Annotated in this window: 11 protein-coding genes; 7 read left to right on the plus strand and 4 right to left on the minus strand. The window is 55.0% G+C overall.

The window, feature by feature from the left end:
- Nucleotides 1-95 precede the first annotated feature (95 nt).
- Nucleotides 96-2,156, minus strand: coding sequence for a methyltransferase (locus OUO13_RS17200; RefSeq protein WP_283175134.1), 2,061 nt, complete (start codon nt 2,154-2,156; stop codon nt 96-98).
- A gap of 242 nt (nt 2,157-2,398) precedes the next feature.
- On the opposite strand from OUO13_RS17200, the gene fliS reads away from it, so the two are divergent.
- The 5 genes from fliS to OUO13_RS17225 all read left to right on the plus strand — a co-directional run bounded on the left by fliS (nt 2,399) and on the right by OUO13_RS17225 (nt 8,859).
- Nucleotides 2,399-2,857, plus strand: a complete 459-nt coding sequence (gene fliS / locus OUO13_RS17205; protein WP_283175135.1) for a flagellar export chaperone FliS — start codon at nt 2,399-2,401, stop codon at nt 2,855-2,857.
- Between the two features lie 341 nt (nt 2,858-3,198).
- Entirely contained in the window at nt 3,199-4,677 is a 1,479-nt protein-coding gene (locus OUO13_RS17210; protein ID WP_283175136.1) for a sigma-54-dependent transcriptional regulator, read from the plus strand.
- 50 nt (nt 4,678-4,727) lie between these two features.
- Nucleotides 4,728-5,492 (plus strand): hypothetical protein, encoded by a 765-nt coding sequence (locus OUO13_RS17215; RefSeq protein ID WP_283175137.1) that lies wholly within the window; start codon nt 4,728-4,730, stop codon nt 5,490-5,492.
- Nucleotides 5,493-6,109: 617 nt separating this feature from the next.
- Nucleotides 6,110-7,459: a sensor histidine kinase gene (locus OUO13_RS17220; protein ID WP_283175138.1), complete on the plus strand. Its 1,350-nt coding sequence runs from the start codon at nt 6,110-6,112 to the stop codon at nt 7,457-7,459.
- Nucleotides 7,456-8,859 carry a sigma-54-dependent transcriptional regulator gene (locus OUO13_RS17225; RefSeq protein ID WP_283175139.1) on the plus strand — a complete coding sequence of 468 codons (1,404 nt, stop codon included), beginning with the start codon at nt 7,456-7,458 and terminating at the stop codon, nt 8,857-8,859. Before OUO13_RS17220 ends, OUO13_RS17225 begins: the two co-directional genes overlap by 4 nt.
- 114 nt (nt 8,860-8,973) lie before the next feature.
- Here OUO13_RS17225 and OUO13_RS17230 read toward each other — a convergent pair whose 3' ends face one another.
- The 3 genes from OUO13_RS17230 to OUO13_RS17240 form a co-directional block, all read right to left on the minus strand.
- Nucleotides 8,974-9,633 (minus strand): metallophosphoesterase, encoded by a 660-nt coding sequence (locus tag OUO13_RS17230; RefSeq protein ID WP_283175140.1) that lies wholly within the window; start codon nt 9,631-9,633, stop codon nt 8,974-8,976.
- A gap of 81 nt (nt 9,634-9,714) precedes the next feature.
- Nucleotides 9,715-11,115, minus strand: a complete 1,401-nt coding sequence (locus OUO13_RS17235) for an O-antigen ligase family protein (RefSeq protein ID WP_283175141.1) — start codon at nt 11,113-11,115, stop codon at nt 9,715-9,717.
- A 154-nt stretch (nt 11,116-11,269) separates the two neighbouring features.
- Entirely contained in the window at nt 11,270-11,911 is a 642-nt protein-coding gene (locus OUO13_RS17240) for a hypothetical protein (protein WP_283175142.1), read from the minus strand.
- Between the two features lie 556 nt (nt 11,912-12,467).
- On the opposite strand from OUO13_RS17240, the gene OUO13_RS17245 reads away from it, so the two are divergent.
- Entirely contained in the window at nt 12,468-14,318 is a 1,851-nt protein-coding gene (locus tag OUO13_RS17245; RefSeq protein ID WP_283175143.1) for a DUF1800 domain-containing protein, read from the plus strand.
- 5 nt (nt 14,319-14,323) lie between these two features.
- Nucleotides 14,324-15,874, plus strand: coding sequence for a DUF1501 domain-containing protein (locus OUO13_RS17250; RefSeq protein WP_283175144.1), 1,551 nt, complete (start codon nt 14,324-14,326; stop codon nt 15,872-15,874).
- Nucleotides 15,875-16,361 lie beyond the last annotated feature (487 nt).

The raw sequence follows: 16,361 nt of genomic DNA on the forward strand, positions 1-16,361 counted from the left end.
GCCCGACGCCCGACGCCCGACGCCTGACGCCTGACGCCCGACGCCCGACGCCTGACGCCTGACGCCTGACGCCCGATTCGAACGCGGCCCGACGCTTACAATTTGCGGGCGTAGAACTGGTACATACCGGCAAACAAATCGGGCTTGTGGCTCTCCAGTTCGGCCCACTCCGCTGGGCTGAGATCACCAGGGCGCTGCTGCTGTTTCTGCGGCTGCGTGTTGTGCTGGTCTGGTGCCAGCATCCCAACCCATTGTAATCCTGCCTGTTCAAGCCAGCTTTCGATGGCGGAGATATCAAACAACCATTCCTGTTCATGACAGAGCAAATCGCGACAGGCACTGAGGCTGTAGAAATCCGGAGCGCTGAGTATTTGCTGCCAGTGTTGCTGGTCTTGTAGCAGGTGGCCACGTAATTTGCGCAGGCTGGCATCGGTGCTCGGCAAGGGTTTTAACTGCTCGCGCAGTTCGGTAATACGGCGCCGGGCAGTACGGCTGTAAAGCGCGATCTTGATCAACCCTCCGGGCGCCAGCACGGCAGACAGGGCTTTTAAACCCGCCAGCGGGTTGTCCATGTGGTGCAACACGCCGGAACATTCAATTACATCAAAGTGGCGACCCAGCTGACCAATTTCCAGCAGATCCCCTTGTTGCCAGTTCACCGACTGCTGTAACCGTTCTGCCTGCAAACGGCCCCAGGCCAGTGCCTGATGACTAAGGTCTACCGCAGTAATGGCCAGCGGCGTGAAATATCGAGCCAGACGCAGGGCATGACGGCCGGTTCCACAACCGGCAACCAGCATTTGCAGCGGCTTGTGTTGTTGTTCCGGATGCCAGTCGGCCAGCGCTTGCGGGAAATGATGGCGCAGGGTATCTGGGTAAGACGACACCTGCCAGGTGCCGGTATCGGTCCAGCGCGGGTACGGATGCTGGTTATACTGCGCCTGCACCCGGCAGGACACTTCGTCGGTAACCGCCGCAAACGAAGGTATGCGGATAGCCTGTTCCTGCAAGGCTTGCTGCTCAGCCAGTTCGTCCAGAACCCGTTGACGCAGGGTTTCCGGCCACAACAACCAGTCGATTCGGCTGGAGGCCAGGGCTTCACCCAGACTGCTGCGAGCCAGTGGCCGATACATCAGAAACAGCGCGGTGACGGCAGCAATGGCGCGCTGCTGTTCCTGATGGTCATTGGCATTGGTATCACTGATATCAAGCTGGATCAGCTTCAGGCACAGCATTTCCAAAGACTGTAACAAGCCGGTTTCGCGGTTGCTCTCAAACCAGGCACCTTCGTTCAGGCGGGTTTGCCAACCGATGTTGATCACCAGCACCAGCAATGCCTGAGGAATCGCCAGGCTGGTGGTACAGCTGCCCAGAATGCTGGCGCGCAGTCGGGTTAACAGATTCTCCAGACCAGCATCGGCCAGTAACAGATAACGCAGGGCTGTTTGCAGCAGCGGGTTATCCGCCAGCCACTCAACCGTCAGGTTGCTGTTTTCCTGAAACTGATGGTGCAGCAGCGATTGCGTCAGGCTGCGTAATTGCGCTGTATCGATGTCTGGCCATTGCAGATATTCCTGAAGGTCTTGTGCCAGATCCGGCAAATAATAATCCGCACTGATAACGTTGGCTGCCATCAGCAAACGGCTGCGTAACAGCAAATCATCACGACGGGTACGGAGCAGCTCGCGGTATTCCTCAAATGCTTCAACCGTACGACCTTGTAACCAATGCACGTGTGCCAGATACACCGGCGCGCGGGTAGACACTCGCGAAATCTTGCTGGAGCGGCTGAAATATTGCTCGGCATCGGCCAAGTGTTTCTGTTCCAGCGCCAGCAAACCGGCGGTGTACAACAGACTGGCGCTATCAGGCTTGATGGCCAGACCACGATTGATCCATTGCCAGGCTTGGCCAATATGACCCTGACGCAGACGAATCCGCGCACGCAGGTTCAGCAAGGGCAGATAACGGCATTCGTTATCATCGCCCGCCAGGCGCGCAGCCTGTTCCAGCAGCAACGGACTGGCATTGTCGTTGGCCTGGCGATACAGCTCGGCTGCTGCCAGCCAGATGTCTTTCCATTCACGCGCCGAACGGTTGGCGAGATCGGAGTCAGCGGGAATCGGCGCATTGGCGCGTAAAAGAGCACTGGCCATGGGCATACCTATTTATTCTGACAAGGTTGATCCCGTTGTTGAGCATTCTTTGTGCCATTTTCTAAAGTACTGAAATATATGAGTTTTTATGAAGCCAACGGCAATATGCCGACGGTTGTACAGGCAAATGAGCGGACAAAACATGCCGCTGTGCGGCAATTGCCACTGATCGGGTAAAGCTTTGCCAACAGGCGCCGATAACACTATTGAGACGTTCAAGGCCCAGTACAGGAGCAGTCAACATGTATCATTCCGGTGCCAATCAGTACCAGAAGGTTAATTCCACCTCCGAAATCATGGATGCCGATCCGCATCGCCTGATCCAGATTCTGATGGAGGCATCACTGACCCGCATGGCGCAGGCCAAGGGGGCAATCGAGCGTGGTGATATGGTCACCAAAGCCAACTTGCTGGGGCGGGTGATGGAAATCATCAGTGCCTTGCAATCCAGCCTCAATCACAGCCAGGGTGGCGATCTCGCCAGTAATCTTGAGCGTTTGTACGACTATATGAACCGGCGTTTGCTACAGGCGACCAGCGCCAACGATATCGATCTGGTCGACGAGGTAATGTCGCTGATGATGGAAATCAAACGTGGCTGGGATGGTATCCGTGAGGAATATCTGCGAGGGCAGAATCCTGCTGAAATGGTGAAAAGCGGTGATGCAACTTTTCTTGGTGGTGGTCATTTATCGGCCTGAATCCGAAGTGTAAAGGCTCGACAGGAATGTCAGTTATCGGGATTTTCTGTATACATTTGATGGATTGTCAGACATGTTGTTTCGGGATAGTCTGGTTCAAATTATAAAATTGTCGGATTTGCAGAAAAATATGTCATTAGTTTGACAGTCTGTGAATAAGCGACTTAACTGATCAAGCACAGGTCACGGAAGACAAGACTATCAGTGCTGGGCTGTGGCGATGGGCAGCGTTATGTAATGAAGAACGCCGTATCGGGTTCTTCTAAAGTGCCAGGTTACAGGCTTCAATTTCCGAAACAGGTTTCTGGCAGCTATCAGCTGCTTAAAAAGGAAGGCGGGCGATGTGGAGAGAAATCAAGGTACTGCTGATTGATGACGACGAAAGTCGTCGTCATGACATGAAAGTAATTCTCGATTTTCTGGGTGAAGAAGTGATCAGCTGCCATTCAGGTAACTGGCGCAAGATTGTTGAACAGGTGACTGACAGCAGTATTGATGTAACTGCCGTGCTGGTTGGTGATGGTCACCTTCCCCAATATAACAGCCTGATTCAGGATCTCGTCAGCTGGGACAAAGGTGCACCCATCATCGTTTTGGGTAATGACCCGATTCCTCCTCGTGTTGTGGAGGGAGCACGTCGCTCTGTGATTGGTTCAGTGGACGTTCCACCATCTTATAATCGTTTGCTCGACAGTCTGCATCGTTGCCATCTGTATCGCGAGCAGTACACCCATGCCGAAGGCCGCGGTGAACGCCGTGATATCCAGCTGTTCCGTAGCCTGGTGGGGACCAGTCGCCAGATCCAGTTGGTGCGTGAGCTCATTATGCAAGTGGCTGATAAAGACGTCAGCGTCATGATTCTGGGTGAGTCCGGTACTGGCAAAGAAGTGGTAGCTCGCAACCTTCATTACCATTCCCGTCGTCGTAACAAGCCATTTGTTCCGGTTAACTGTGGTGCCATTCCGGCCGAGCTGCTGGAAAGCGAACTGTTTGGCCACGAAAAAGGCGCGTTTACCGGTGCAATCAACAGTCGCCCCGGCCGTTTTGAAATGGCTGAAGGTGGCACCCTGTTCCTGGATGAAATTGGCGACATGCCATTAACCATGCAGGTGAAAATCCTGCGGGTTCTGCAAGAACATACCTATGAACGGGTTGGTAGCAACAAAACCTTAAAAGCCGATGTGCGAATTGTGGCAGCGACTCACAAGGACCTCGAAAAGATGATTGAGGATGGTACTTTCCGTGAAGATCTCTATTACCGTCTGAACGTATTTCCGATTGAAATGCCTTCTTTACGCGAGCGTGTCGAAGATCTGCCATTGTTGATCAACGAACTGATCGCCCGTATGGAAAATGAAAAACGCGGCTCTATCCGCTTCAACTCGGCAGCTATCATGTCGCTCTGCCGTCACGAGTGGAACGGCAACGTGCGTGAACTCGCCAACCTGGTTGAACGTTTGGCCATTCTGTATCCGTACGGTGTTGTGGGCGTAAACGAATTACCGAAAAAATTCCGCCACTTTGACGGTGGTGAAGAAATTATGGTGCCAGAAACTGCTATGGATACTCCGGTACTGGCATCGGTTGAAGGCACTTCGGCTCAGGTTGTTACTGGGGATAATGCAGCCCTGTTACCGGTGAACGGTCTGGATCTTCGTGAATACTTGCAAGATCTTGAATGTTCTCTGATTCAGCAAGCATTGGATGATGCTAATGGTGTGGTTGCCCGAGCTGCTGAAAAGCTCAATATTCGTCGTACCACGTTGGTTGAGAAGATGCGTAAGTACAACCTGCAGCGCAAGGAAAAGGATTACGCCTGATCCGTTTCGCACTTGTGGTGACCTCTTCGCAACATCTCAAAACCCGGCTTTTGCCGGGTTTTGTTTTTTGTCTGGCGTCTGGCTGGGCCGCGATCGGATCTGGCGTCTGGCGTCTGGCTGGGCCGCGATCGGATCTGGCGTCTGGCGTCTGGCGTCTGGCGTCTGGCGTCTGGCGTCTGGCGTCTGGCGTCTGGCGTCTGGCGTCTGGCGTCTGGCGTCTGGCGTCTGGCGTCTGGCGTCTGGCGTCTGGCGTCTGGCGTCTGGCGTCTGGCGTCTGGCGTCTGGCGTCTGGCGTCTGGCGTCTGGCGTCTGGCGTCTGGCGTCTGGCGTCTGGCGTCTGGCGTCTGGCGTCTGGCGTCTGGCGTCTGGCGTCTGGCGTCTGGCGTCTGGCGTCTGGCGTCTGGCGTCTGGCGTCTGGCGTCTGGCGTCTGGCGTCTGGCGTCTGGCGTCTGGCGTCTGGCGTCTGGCGTCTGGCGTCTGGCGTCTGGCGTCTGGCGTCTGGCGTCTGGCGTCTGGCGTCTGGCGTCTGGCGTCTGGCGTCTGGCGTCTGGCGTCTGGCGTCTGGCGTCTGGCGTCTGGCGTCTGGCGTCTGGCGTCTGGCGTCTGGCGTCTGGCGTCTGGCGTCTGGCGTCTGGCGTCTGGCGTCTGGCGTCTGGCGTCTGGCGTCTGGCGTCTGGCGTCTGGCGTCTGGCGTCTGGCGTCTGGCGTCTGGCGTCTGGCGTCTGGCGTCTGGCGTCTGGCGTCTGGCGTCTGGCGTCTGGCGTCTGGCGTCTGGCTGGGCCGCGATCGGATCTGGTGGCTACTCGGCTTGTTAATTGGTCAGGCTGCTTGCCCTCGTGGGGGACCTTGTCCCCCGGCCGGGCGGGCCTCCCCCTGCTTTTGCCCGACTGGGCTCGTGTCTCCGGTTTTCACCGACAGCTATTCGACCCCGGCCCGATGGCACATCCCTGTGCCCTGTCTATCGGGAAAAATAGGGCCTTGCGGGGCATCCGCCCCGGCCGGGTCGGCCGTTGCGGTGAATCCCGGCTCGCCCAGATGGGCAATTAACGGTGGCCAGCTGCGCTGGGTGGAGTTGTGCTGAGGATTGGGTGCTGACTAGATACTGTTAGCCCGACGCCCGACGCCCGACGCCCGACGCCCGACGCCCGACGCCCGACGCCCGACGCCCGACGCCCGACGCCCGACGCCCGACGCCCGACGCCCGACGCCCGACGCCCGACGTTCTATATCTCTTCGCCAATTTATTGGCCTTGCGTCCATCAGGTACATCTGTCTTTTATAAAACCCTATTGATATCAATCACTTGAAGTCTCACCGTATGGCTGGCACAGGGCTTGCTGAACACTCGATATAGCGTCGGAAATCCATCATCGGTTTTTTGGCAGTCTTCATGACTAGTGGCGTAAGTCCCAGGTTCAGCAACGAGGTAGTTATGGCAACGGCGATGACTTCACGGGTCTATCAACCCGATAGCCAGTCTCTGCAGGCAATTTTGGCAGAATCCATTCTGCACACTGGTGATATACCGGCGTTGAATGATCCGGTTCTGGCCAATTTGGCCGAGGCTTCGCAACCAGAGTCTCTACAGGATGCCATGCGTTTGTATACAGAGATGTCGCGGCAATTATCGGATTCCTGCGTCATGCTCGAACATCAGGTTGAACAGCTCAGTGGTGAGCTGGCGCAGGTATCGGCGCAACGAATGCAGGAGCTGGCAGAGAAAGAAGCGCTGGCGCATCAGTTACAGCAATTGCTGACCTTGTTGCCGGCGGCGGTGCTTGTTCTTGATAGTGACGGCATGATCGCTCGTGCCAACCCGGCAGCTGAACTCATGTTGTCACCTTTATATGGCCATACTTTGTGTGGGCAGCGCTGGCGCGATGTCATTCGTCGCTGTTTTTCCCCTCGTAGTGATGACGGCCATGAAGTGTCGCTCATTAACGAGCGGCGGGTATCCCTGCAAACCACCGCGTTGCAGCAGGAGCCTGGTCAGCTGGTGCTGATTACCGATATGACGGAAACCCGGGCGTTACAGGCCAAGCTGGCACATCACCAGCGGTTATCGGCTATGGGACGTATGGTCGCCTCGCTGGCGCATCAGGTACGCACGCCGTTGTCGGCGGCGACTCTGTACGCTGGGCACCTGGCGCGCCCGGAACTGGATGGACCCAGTCGTGAACGCTTCGCTAACAAACTGCTGGAGCGTTTGCATCACCTTGAATGTCAGGTACGTGACATGTTGATTTTTGCCCGTGGGGACTTGCCCCGTCAGGATGAGTGCACGGTTTCTGAGTTGCTGGAGCAGCTGGCGGCAGCGATGGAGTTGCCGTTACAACAGCACAGCGCTGAATGTTTTATTAACGATCTTTGCTCTGATCTGACGCTGCGCTGCAATCGTGAAGCGCTGGTCAGTTCTCTGATGAATCTGGTCAATAACGCGCTGGAAGCCTGCAGTGATGCGGAATCACCACGGGGCCCAACCCTTCTGGAGCTGGTTGTGCGCACCACCGGTGATATGAACAGCCCTGGTATCCTGCTGAGCCTCAGTGACAACGGTCCGGGTCTGAATCGGGAACAGAAAATCCGTGTGATGGAACCTTTCACCACCACCAAAGCCAATGGCACCGGCCTGGGGCTGGCAGTGGTTCAGGCGGTTGTGCGTGCTCACGGCGGCATGATGACCCTGGCCGACAGTGATCTTGGTGGCTTGCGTGTGAATCTGCATTTACCCCTGACGACTAACGTTTTGACCCGGGTTGTCCCAACAGGAGGTGCCGTATGATTATCCTGCTGGCGGAAGACGATGCACGTCTGCGCGAAGCCCTGACCGACAGCCTTGAAATTCAGGGGCATCAGGTTATCCAGGCCGCCAATGGTTATGAAGCCTGGCGTTTACTGGAGCGTCAATTGCCCGACCTGATCCTGTCGGATATCAATATGCCACAAATGACCGGACTGGATTTGCTGGAGCGGGTACGCGCCAGTCATCGCTGGTTACCTATGGTACTGATGACTGCCTACGGTGACGTTAATCAGGCGGTGCAGGCCATGCAGCGGGGTGCCAATGATTACCTGATGAAGCCGTTTGAGCTACGCGAACTTGAAAACCTGCTGAGGCCATTCGACAGCAGTCGTCCTCCGGTGCGGCGTAATATCGAAGAGCCTGTGTGTCAGGCCGCCAGTTCGCGGCAGTTACTACAGCTGGCTGAACGGGTCGCGATGACCGATACCACCGTACTGATTTCCGGTGAAAGTGGCACCGGCAAGGAGGTACTGGCGCGTTACATTCACCAGCATTCTGATCGTCCTCAAGGCCCGTTTGTGGCCATTAACTGTGCGGCGATCCCGGAGAACATGCTCGAAGCCATGCTGTTTGGTTATGAAAAGGGCGCTTATACCGGTGCTTACAACTCATCTGCAGGCAAGTTTGAGCAGGCCCAGAATGGCACTCTGCTTCTGGATGAAATCAGTGAGATGGAGCCTGGTCTGCAGGCCAAATTGTTGCGGGTTTTGCAGGAACGGCAGGTGGAGCGTCTGGGCGGCAAACGGCCGCTGGATCTCAACGTGCGTATTATTGCAACGACCAACCGTGATCTGGCCGAATACGTCGCCGAAGGTCACTTCCGTGAAGACCTGTATTACCGCCTGAGCGTATTCCCGCTGGAGTGGCTGCCATTACGTCAGCGCCCAGACGATATTCTGCCGCTGGCTAACCGTTTGCTGGCACATCATTCCGGCAAGATGAAACGTCAGGCACCACAGCTCAGTGCCGATGCTGAACAACGTCTGCTTGATCATGACTGGCCGGGTAACGTCCGTGAGCTGGATAACTGCATGCAACGGGCGTTGATCATGCAAAACGGCCCGCGTTTGTTTGCGGGGGATCTGTTGATGACACCGGTCCCCCGAGTTCGTCCTCGTTCGGAAGCGGTCACCAGCAGCCATGCCGTGTTGTCCGACGCACCGGAACGTGACGACAGCGACCTTGGTCAGGACTTGCGTCACCGCGAAGTGGAATTGATCGTCCAGGCCCTGCGTGAAGAACCCAGTCGCAAGGATGCCGCTGAACGCCTTGGCATCAGCCCGCGCACTCTGCGTTACAAGGTGGCGCGGTTACGGGAAGAGGGCATAGACGTTGAAGACATGCTGGGGCGTATGGAGTGGGGCGTGCGGGTGAGCTGACGAATCTCGCGGCCCGGCCGTACCAGCGGGCTGAATAACATTTAAACGGTAGAAGGGGCTGTTAGCCCCGAAAACCTGGCAACCTCATCGGCTCCCGCATCAAGCGTTGCTTTCTCACAACACCTTTATAATAAAATCATTGCCTTTAAATGCCCCCGGCTCGATATAAAACCGGTTGCCCAGGTGTAACTCACCGTCGCTGACGTTGTGGCCGTGAATCACCACATCAATACCCGGCACCACATGCTCGGAACGGGCCTTGAACTGTCCACGGGACCAGATCGCGGCCTGGGTCTGTTTATCGTCGAGAGTTTCCAGTTGCGACCAGTGATCCGCTGGGAACTCAGCATGGATAATCCCGTAACGAACACCGTTCCGGTTACTCACTTCAATGGCCAATGGCAGTTCTTCAATCTGGTTAAACCAGCCTTCCCACTGATCCTTACGGGTGCTGGCAATCCATTCACCACCGTTGGTTAACCACAACATCTTGTGTTCGCTATTGCCATAACGCAGCGCGTTCACCATCAGGTATTCGTGGTTGCCCAACACCGAAAAGAACCAGGGTTCATTCAGCAACGCCAGCGCCTGTTGGGATTCCGGGCCACGGTCGATCAGGTCACCAACACAAATCAGGCGATCCTGATTGCGGTCGAATCCCATCCCTTCCAGCTGTTTGAACAGGCGTGAGACGTGACCGTGAATATCACCTACCACAAAATCCCGACCACTTTCGTTAACGGGTAGACGCAACACTCGCGGTTTGATTTTCATAACAACTGGCAACCTGACACAAATAACTCTGAATACATAATAAACCGCTACTGGCTAACCAGCAGTGAGTGAACCAGCATGTTAACCGGCATGACTGCTGCGCGAATGCCCGGAAGAACGGCGTGAACGTCCGGAAGAACGACGCGAACTGCTGTCACCGACTTCACTGGAAGATTCATGCGGGGCATAACGGGCAATCTGGGCGATTGCCAGAATCATCATAAATAGCAGAGCGTTGGATGGAATCTGCAGGTTAAAGTCGACGGTAGAGTGAATGCCGTACGCAATAATCCCCATACAGGCCGCAAAGCCCATACCTCGATAGAAATCACTGCGGCGTGTGCGCATGGCAACAAGCGAATTCCACAAGGCCGTGAGTACAACCCCCAACAGGGCCAGAAACGCCGGTGCGCCATATTCCGACAGGAACTCTATAAAGTCGTTGTGGGGATGATCGACCCATAGTGGGAATGTTGTCGCTTTTTTAAATTGGGATGAGTTAGCCATTGTTCCACCAGCGCCTATTCCGGTAATTGGGGCAGACAACCACATATTGTAGGCATCCAAAGTCATTTCATCTCGCTGTTCAGATTCTGCAGAGGTTTGCTCGATACGCTCAGCGACTTTGTCGATACCAAAAAACGCGCCCACGATAAAAATATCGATCACCAGCAGGCTGCCCAGCAGCACGGTGGTGGCGGTGGTTTTATGACGCATCAGCACCAGCGCCAGAACACCGGTAATGGACATACTGGCAAAAAACGCCGAGTTGCCCATACGCGAACGCGACATCACCAAACCAATGACCATTACCGCCAATAACAGTCGCAGAATAATTTTGGGACTTAACAACACAGCGGTGAACTGACGAATACGAGCGCGCCAGCTGCCTTCGTAACGGGCTGACTGTGCCAGCAGTGAACCAATGCCCAGTGCCAGCGCCAGCTCCAGATAACCGGCCAGATTGTTACGGCTGATAAAAGTACCCACGGCACTGCCAACGTGAGATCGAACAGCAGCTTTATCGAGATACAGCACCATCTCGGCACCGGTCATGACCATCATGGCGCCATAAAACGCCTGAAAGGCTGCGGCAATAGAGACAATCCAGATAATACGTTCCAGATGTGAACGCTGATCCAGCATGAGCAAGGCCAGTACAAACCAAGCACTGTAACCCAGGCCTTTCAGCAATCCACTCAAGGTGTCGTAGGGCGTGTTACTGATCACCAGCCACTGCACTGCCACCCATGCCTGCACGAGAAACAAGGCCCAGATCAGCCAACGACTGCGGCGTAATGGCTCTGGCCATACCGGTGCGGTCAAAAAACGTTCTTCGGCCTGCTGGCAGCGGAAACGTAATTCCAGCCCCAACATCATTAGTATGGCAGCCACAAAAACGGGCCATGCCCAATCAACGTTGGCACCAAATGGCAGGGGCAACAGGAAGGTAACAATCTGGAAATTACGCCATTGCGACATGCAAAGATCCAAAACAATCGGAAAACTCAGGCTGGTTTATACCCCGGCACGACGCGGTATACCAACAGGAAGATGGTACTGGGACGAATCGTGTGGTGAGCTGCAATAAAAAAGCCCGGCAAGCCGGGCTTTTCAAACCGTAACTAAGCCAGAATCAGCCCTGGTTTCCGGTTGGAACGGTTGGGGTAACGACTGGTGGAACTACTACCACACGGCCAGAGTTGGTGTTACCACCAGCTCCAGTTGCGCCAGTACCAGTGGCGGCGGCGGCAGTACCTGCAGTGACGACTGTGGCTGGAATACCAGCAGCACTGGCAGCAGCACTGACTACCTCACTGGAGGCACCAGACTCAACAACCCCCTGAACAACCACAACTTCAGATACGCCGTTATTAACAGCAGCAGTCATTACGCTGGCAACGGAGATGTTGTGAGAGATAGCTGCCTGGGTAACACCAGCAACGGCTACGTCTGCACTCACGCCTGGAATGGCCAGCACAGCTGCCATGACTGCTTCGATGCTGGAGCCAGCGTCGAGAGCAGCATTGGAAGCGGCAGCAATCAGCGCAGTAGCATCAACACCAGCGCTGATAGCAGCAGCAATAATGTCAGCGGCGCCGTAGCCCAGATCAGCCAGTTGAGCAGCAATTTCTGCATCACAATTGTTGCCACAGGCAGCAGCCTGAGCGGCATATTCAGCGGCCAGTTCAGTTGGAGACATGGTAGAGGTGAATGCGGCGTGTGCAGACAGGCTCAGCCCGAACAGCACGCCTACGGCGATTTTGCGCATGATCATGATTAGGTAATCCCTTGAAGGAAGAATTTCGCTGGAATTGTAACGTCGGCTTACTACCAATTAAAAGCGCGGTTACAAAAAAAATGGACAATAAATGACCGCTTATGCGACTGGCGGTAATGGTCCCGACAAACGGGCTCTGTTTGGGTCTGACAATATGACCAAATTCCTGCAGGTGTCCGATAAAACCAGACTTTTATGCAGGGCAAATTCTCGGGAAGCCGCGAGAATATCTGGCAAATTCTCTCTTCTGGCGTGTTTGTGCCGTGTGTGTGTATGACAACTTTATGGCGTCAACTCTTTGTTACAGAAGGATTTATTGTAAAAAACAGATGATGGGAATTACTGTCTGATTCTCCTGTCTATTATGACCATCACCCTTGCCAGAATCTGTTTCTGGCAGCCAAAGGAGTTGGGTATGTATTGTGATTCGAATCGTCTTGATTCTGATTTTCCAACGAACCGGTATCGATTAGCCGGTGTTAAACAGCATGCAGGGCGAGTTCACAATAAGCCTGCTGTCGCTGTTTTGGTGGTCTGGTTAGTGGGAGCTTGCTTGAGCACTCCGGTTGCGGCGCAAACACAGCAGCCCCTGTCAGCCCAACCCCAGAAAATCGCTGCCACCATGATTTCGACGGAAAAACCGGAGTCGCTTCAGGAGGCCGTACGTTTTCTGAATCAGGCCAGTTTTGGCCCCGATTCCCAAACTTTGGCAAGTGTGCGTCAGCAAGGTATTGAAGGCTGGATAAACCAGCAATTGGCCATGCCATTGGGGCCCAGCAACCTGAATCGCACGGTAGAAATTGCCCTGATGAGTGAACCAGTAACACCGTGGTTTGGCTCTATGGGATTTGTCCCACCGCGTAGCTCCCCCTTATGGGTTTATCAGAACGCTGCCTGGTGGGAGCAAGCGTTGACGGCTCCGGACCAGTTGCGACAACGAGTAGCCTTTGCGCTCAGTGAAATACTGGTGGTGTCATCCACTGAAGGGTATCTGAACATTCGCGCTGAAGCGTTAGCGGCCTGGCAAGACCTGTTACTTCAACATGCCTTTGGTAACTATCGTGAACTGTTGTCGGCGGTGAGTTATTCACCGGCCATGGGGGTGTTTTTGTCCCATCACGGTAACCGCAAGGCCGACCCGAAAAAACAGACCTCACCAGATGAAAACTACGCCCGTGAACTGATGCAACTGTTTGCAATTGGCCTCTATCAGGTCAACCCGGATGGTTCAACCAGACTGGATTCCAAAGGTCAGCCAGTGCCTGTGTACACCCAGCAGGATGTGATGGAGCTGGCGCGGGTGTTTACCGGTTGGGATATGGTGGGGAATCTGTACTACGGTGGTAAGGGATTGAATGTTGGCAACCTGATGACACCAATGGAATTTACCGAAAAATTCCACGATACCGATTCCAAAACCCTGCTGGGGAAAACCATTCCGGCGGGGTTAAAAGGCAAAGACGACGTTGAAGCCGCGCTGGATATCCTGTTTGCCCGTCCAGAAGTAGCGCCCTTTGTCAGCCGCCAGCTGATTCAACGGTTGGTCACATCAAATCCGTCGGCGGCGTACGTCAAACGCGTCAGCGCCGTGTTTGATAACAACGGCAAAGGGATAAAAGGTGATCTGGCGGCGGTGGTAAAAGCTATTTTGCTTGACCCGGAAGCGCGCCAGCCGGTTATGAACCCAGATACGAGCGCCGCCAATCCGCCTTTGAAGTTACGTGAACCGATTCTGGCCATGAGTCATTTGCTGCGCACTCTGAACGTACAGCCAGCCGCGCCTTTTAATAGCCGTCAGAACAGCCAGATTCATGACGTGTACTGGATCAAACGCCTACCGATTGGGCAAAATCCGTTGAACTCGCCATCGGTATTCAACTTCTTTGAGCCGGATTTTCAGCCAGTGGCTGAAGGTTTCCGTGATACCGATGATGTAGCCCCCGAAGCTGCGATTCTGGATGTGCAATCGCTCAGTGGTTTTAACAACCGCATCGACCTGTTGCTGAACAGCCGTGACAAGGCGCGGTTGCCATTCCAGAACGCCCAGTTCGCGGAGCAGCTGCAACGTAACGGCTTTAACAGCGACCTCAATGTACAGATCGACACCAGCCCGATTGCCCAGCGCTTTGAACAGTATCTGGAACAGGACAGTAATGGCGATTTTGCCACCCTCAATAACCCAGCGTTCAGTTTGCAGCGTCAGGAAGCGATCAGTGCACTGTTGGATGATCTGCAAAGCCGCTTGTTGGTGGTGCCACTGGCGCCCAAAGCAAGGCAGGTAGTGCTGGATTATCTGAACGGCCCGGCGGTTTACCCCAAAAATGCGCCGATGGAGGCTAACCGACTGGTGCGTGACAGCATCCGTCTGCTGGTGATGAGCCCTGAATATTGGGTGCAGAGGTAACACACATGAAAACACCTGATATAAAGGTTTCGCGCCGCGATTTGCTGAAGCTGATGGCGCTGGGTTCCGTCAGCCAAATGAGTTTTGCCGCACCGCAAAAAACGCCCTGGCCAAAAGACGATTACAAAGCACTGGTGTGCCTGTTTCTGTACGGCGGCAACGACTCCTGGAACCTGTTGATTCCGGCAGCTGATGAACAGGGTGCAGGCCCCGGTGTTGGTTTTGGTTATCAGACCTACCAGCAACGGCGGGCAGAGCTGGCGGTTGCGGCAGAACGTCTGAGCCTGAATCTGCAAAATGGCCAGCCGCAATGGTCATCGCCGGATTACAACGCTTATAAAAGTGGCAGTGCCGCCGAGTCGTACTTCAAAGGACTGTACGAACTGGATAACACCGGCTGGGGCATTAACGGCTGTGCGCCGGAACTGGCGTTATTATGGCAACAACAGCAACTGGCCTGGGTCGCCAACACCGGCACATTGGTGGAGCCGGTGACTCGTGAAACGCTGGCTTCTGCACGTTTGCCGTATTTCTTGTATGCGCATAATCACCAGCAGCGCGTGCTCACCACCGCCAATGCCGAACGTATGGTGCGCTACGGCTGGGCCGGGCGCTTGGCGGATGTGTGGATGTCGGGGCAGGGCGGTATTAATGCCGCACACCCGTTTGGCCTGAATATCTCGATGGGCAATAACTCGCCGATTTTTGCCTCTCATCAGGCACAGGAACTGGTATTGCCACCTGGCAAGCCGCCGTTGGTGGTGGGGATGCAAGGCGATAACAAGATGCATCAAGCACTGGGTGATGCTTACCAGCAAATGCTGGCGGTCAGTGGTAGTGATCGCTTCCGTGGTTATATGCAAAGCCAGCAACAACGCATGATGAACATCACCAGCATGCTGAATGAACGCTGGCCACAAACCCGCGACTACAGCAAGATCACAGGCCCATACGATGAAAAGTTGTTTGACCTGCCGGATAACCGTTTGGTAGGGCTGGGTGAAAACCTGCCCGGTAACCTTACCGCCCAGCTGGAAAGCGTGGCGCGGCTGATTGAGATTGGCCGATCGGATGGCCTCAGCCGTCAGATCTTTTTTGTCACCCTGGGCGGTTTCGATACCCACGCGGTACAGGCCGACAAGCATCCTTTATTACTGCGGCATCTGAGCCTGGCGCTGTGGAAGTTCCAGACTGCCATCAACAGCATGGGCATCGAAAAACAGGTCACCCTGTTTACCCAATCGGATTTTGGTCGCACCCTGCAGAACAATGGCAGTGGTACCGATCACGCTTGGGGTGGACACCAGCTGGTGATGGGCGGAGCAGTCAAACGCGGTGTATACGGCAACATGCCGGATCTGCGAGAAAACAGCCCCAACATGGTCGCCGACCAGCGTGGCCGTGTTATTCCGGGCCTTGCCGCCGAACAAACCAGCGCCGCCATCGCCAGCTGGTTCGGGTTGCAGGATACCGACATGGGCACCGTCTTTCCCGGCCTGCGGCGCTTCGCCAAAGACGGCAATATCCGCAGCGCCTGGCTGCCGATCATGGCGTGAGATCGCGGCTGACAGCTTCGCTGCAGCCGCTCCTGCAGCAACGGTTTTTTATAAGAGCGGCTGTTAGCCGATAATCACGGTGTTTTGTGGAGCGGCTCGAGTGCTTGTGGGAGCGGCTGTTAGCCGCGAAGCCTCGCCAATCCCTCTGCGATCCTGCGGATTGGCGTTGATAACGTGCGGCGGTGTTCACCCAATCGCGGCCGACAACTTCCCGGCTACCTCTGCCACAATCATGTTCAACGTCTACCCTATACGTGTGATGCACTGCACATAATCTGCTGGTATTGTCTACGCAGACGCCACACCAGAAAGCGTTAGCCACCTCATTGGCGGCTATGCGTGCACAACTGACCAACGGAAGTTACATAAACTTACAAGTTATTAGCCGTCCGTGTTTTTTTCGTGCAAAATAGCGCCTCTTCGTTGATGCGGCGTTGTCTGTCAATGCGCCGAAAGCACATATGGTGAACTGTGTCAGTCACCACAC

The sequence above is a fragment of the Parathalassolituus penaei genome (genome assembly GCF_026626885.1).
In the GTDB taxonomy this organism is placed as follows: Bacteria; Pseudomonadota; Gammaproteobacteria; order Pseudomonadales; family Oceanobacteraceae; genus Oceanobacter; species Oceanobacter penaei.

What these genes read in the sequence shown, in the direction of transcription:
- OUO13_RS17200 (WP_283175134.1), bottom strand. Translation starts at nt 2,156, where the DNA reads ATGGCCAGTGCTCTTTTACGCGCCAATGCGCCGATTCCCGCTGACTCC.
- fliS (WP_283175135.1), top strand. Translation starts at nt 2,399, where the DNA reads ATGTATCATTCCGGTGCCAATCAGTACCAGAAGGTTAATTCCACCTCC.
- OUO13_RS17210 (WP_283175136.1), top strand. Translation starts at nt 3,199, where the DNA reads ATGTGGAGAGAAATCAAGGTACTGCTGATTGATGACGACGAAAGTCGT.
- OUO13_RS17220 (WP_283175138.1), top strand. Translation starts at nt 6,110, where the DNA reads ATGGCAACGGCGATGACTTCACGGGTCTATCAACCCGATAGCCAGTCT.
- OUO13_RS17225 (WP_283175139.1), top strand. Translation starts at nt 7,456, where the DNA reads ATGATTATCCTGCTGGCGGAAGACGATGCACGTCTGCGCGAAGCCCTG.
- OUO13_RS17230 (WP_283175140.1), bottom strand. Translation starts at nt 9,633, where the DNA reads ATGAAAATCAAACCGCGAGTGTTGCGTCTACCCGTTAACGAAAGTGGT.
- OUO13_RS17235 (WP_283175141.1), bottom strand. Translation starts at nt 11,115, where the DNA reads ATGTCGCAATGGCGTAATTTCCAGATTGTTACCTTCCTGTTGCCCCTG.
- OUO13_RS17240 (WP_283175142.1), bottom strand. Translation starts at nt 11,911, where the DNA reads ATGATCATGCGCAAAATCGCCGTAGGCGTGCTGTTCGGGCTGAGCCTG.
- OUO13_RS17250 (WP_283175144.1), top strand. Translation starts at nt 14,324, where the DNA reads ATGAAAACACCTGATATAAAGGTTTCGCGCCGCGATTTGCTGAAGCTG.